This window comes from Brevundimonas sp. (assembly GCF_018608325.1).
Taxonomy (GTDB): domain Bacteria; phylum Pseudomonadota; class Alphaproteobacteria; order Caulobacterales; family Caulobacteraceae; genus Brevundimonas.
On record NZ_JABAZW010000129.1, the window covers coordinates 56,336 to 59,377 of the forward strand.

At 66.0% G+C, this 3,042-nt stretch carries 2 protein-coding genes; both read left to right on the forward strand.

Annotated elements, in window-relative coordinates; genetic code table 11:
• The first annotated feature begins 195 nt into the window (after positions 1-195).
• Complete coding sequence (locus tag QZ281_RS12715) at positions 196-1,926, forward strand: cytochrome c biogenesis protein DipZ (protein ID WP_292228911.1); 1,731 nt, start codon at positions 196-198, stop codon at positions 1,924-1,926.
• A 106-nt stretch (positions 1,927-2,032) separates the two neighbouring features.
• Positions 2,033-3,042, forward strand: a 1,010-nt coding sequence (locus tag QZ281_RS12720) for an FAD-binding oxidoreductase (protein ID WP_292228913.1), incomplete at its 3' end; no start/stop codon positions are given.

Below are 3,042 nucleotides of genomic sequence, written 5' to 3' on the forward strand. Positions count from 1 at the left end.
GGCTCGTCGATGATGCGGCCGCCTTCCGGCGGCGGGGCGTGGATCGTCATGGCTCTGCGAATCGGGGATCGGAAGCCGGAAGTCTAGCCCGTCCGTCCCCTGTTCGCGCTTCTATCTGGGAATAACAGCGACCAGGGCTAACCAAATGCCCCCCGCGTTCGTATCTCAAGGGTCACATCGCACCAGGCGGCCGCCATGATCCTGTTCCTGCTGTCCTACCTCGCCGGGGCCCTGACGATTGTCAGCCCCTGCATATTGCCGGTCTTGCCGTTCGTCTTCGCGCGGGCGGACAAGCCATTCGTCAGGAACGGCTTCCCCCTGTTGATCGGCATGGCCGTGACTTTTGCGGGCGTGGCCAGTCTGGCGGCGCTGGGCGGCGGCTGGGCGGTGCGCGCCAATGAGGCCGGACGCTGGATTGCGTTGGCCGTCATGGCGGTGTTGGGCCTCAGCCTGCTGCTACCGGCCGTCGGCGACCGGCTGATGCGTCCCTTCGTGGCGATGGGCTCGTGGCTGACAGAGCGGGCGGAGCAGCATTCCGGTGATCAGGGCGACGTCCGCGCCTCCCTGCTGCTGGGCGTGGCGACGGGTCTGCTGTGGGCGCCCTGCGCCGGGCCGATACTGGGCGTGATCCTGACGGGCGCGGCGCTACAGGGCGCAGGCGTCGGGACCACCATCCTGCTGCTGGCCTATGCGGGCGGCGCCGCCACGTCTTTGGCGCTGGCGCTGCTGGTCGGCGGGCGTGTGTTCAAGGCCATGAAAGGCGTGCTGGGCGCAGGTGAATGGATCAGGCGGGGTCTGGGCGCTCTGGTGCTGATCGGCGTCGTCGCCATCGCTCTGGGCCTGGACACTGGCTTGCTGACCCGCGTGTCGGCAGGCAGCACGGGCCGGATCGAACAGACGCTTCTGGCCACCATCGGACGCGGCGCACCGGCCAACCAGGCGCCGACCGATCTGGCCAATCTGCCGGTCGAGGGCGTCATGCCGCCGTTGACGGGGGCTGTGACCTGGATCAACTCCGCGCCCCTCACGACTGAGCAATTGCGCGGCAAGGTCGTGGTCGTCGATTTCTGGACCTACTCCTGCATCAACTGCCTGCGCTCCATTCCCTACGTCCGGGCCTGGGCTGAGAAGTACAAGGATCAGGGTCTGGTCGTGATCGGTGTCCATACGCCCGAGTTCGCCTTCGAGAAGTCAGAGGCCAATGTCCGTCAGGCGGTCGAACGTCTGGGCGTCACCTATCCCGTCGCCATGGACAATGATTTCGCCATCTGGCGCGCGTTCAGGAACAACTACTGGCCTGCCCACTACTTCATCGACGCCAAGGGCCAGATCCGCCACCACCACTTCGGCGAAGGCGATTATGACGGCTCCGAACGGGTCATCCAGCAACTGCTGAGAGAAGCAGGCGCCGCCAATGTCGCCAGCGGCGTGGTGCAGATTCAAGCCAAGGGCGCCGAGGCCGCCGCCGACATGGACCAGATCGCCTCGCCCGAAACCTATATCGGCTATGCCCGCGCCGAGAATTTCCGCTCCCCCGGCGGTCTGGCCGCTGACACGGTTAAGGATTACGTCGCCAGCCCCCTTCGCCTCAACGACTGGAGCTTGCTGGGTCGCTGGCGTGTGACCCGCGAACACGCGGACCTGCAAACCGCAGGTGGACGCCTGTCCTTCCGCTTCAAGGCCCGCGACCTGCATCTGGTCATGGGGCCCAGCCAGAGCGGCGCCAAGGTCCGGTTCCGCGTTCTGATCGACGGCGTGGTCCCCGGCCCGAACTCTGGCAGCGACATCGATGCTCAGGGCAATGGTCAGGTCGACAGCGAGCGCCTGTATCAACTGATCCGTCAGGCCGGTCCCGTCAGCGAACATACCTTCGAGATCGAGTTCCTCGACCCCGGCGTCCAGATCTTCGCCTTCACCTTCGGCTAAAGCCGCCCGCCCTCTTTTCACGTCCTCCTTGCGACGTGGTCAAATCACGTACCAAAGACGGCGAAAACGCCTTCCAACGAACGGCGACGCCTGACAAAAGGGGGCCATGAGCACGACCGCCCCCTCCTCCGCTGTTCTCGATGAATTGAAGGCCGCGCTGGGTCCGGGCGGCTGGACCCAGGACGCCGATGTCATCGCCCCGTCGCTGACGGAATGGCGCAACCGCTGGACCGGCAATACGCCGATCCTGCTGACCCCCCGCTCGGTCGAGGAAACGGCGAAGGCCGTGACCATCTGCGCCCGCGAAGGTGTCGCCATCACGCCCCACGGCGGCGGCACCGGCCTGGTCGGCGGCCAGATTCCCTTTGGCGAAGTCCTGCTGTCCACGCGCAAGATGCGCACCGTTCGTGACGTGACCCCGCTGGACGACGCCATGACGGTCGAGGCCGGGCTGACCCTGCTGGAGGCCCAGCAGGCGGCGACGGCGGCGGGCCGTTACTTCCCGCTAAGTCTGGCCGCAGAAGGCTCGGCCACCATCGGCGGCGTCATCTCGACCAATGCGGGCGGCACCCAGGTTCTGCGCTACGGCATGATGCGTGATCTGGTGCTGGGCATCGAGGCGGTCATGCCCAACGGCGAAATCTTCAATGGCCTGAAGCGACTGCGCAAGGACAACACCGGCTACGACCTCAAGCAACTGTTGATCGGCGCCGAGGGCACTCTGGGCGTCGTCACCGCCGCCACACTGAAACTGTTCCCGATCATGCGGTCTCGCGCCGTGGCCATCGTCGGTCTGGAGACCGCTGCGGCCTCGGTCGAACTGCTGGCCCGCGCCAAGGCCGAAACCGGCGGCGGCGTCGAGGCCTTCGAGTTGATGAAGCGTCTGGGCATGGAGTTAGTGCTCAAGAACATCCCCGACACACGCGAACCGCTGGATTCGACGCCCGACTGGTACGTCCTGATCGAGATCGCCTCAGGTACGCCGGGCGGCGCCGAAGCCCAGCTTGAGCGTCTTTTGGAAGTCGCCTTCGAGGAAGGCCTGATCAACGACGCCGCCATCGCCCAGAACGACGCCCAGCGCGCCGCCTTCTGGCGTCTGCGTGAAGAACATTCTGC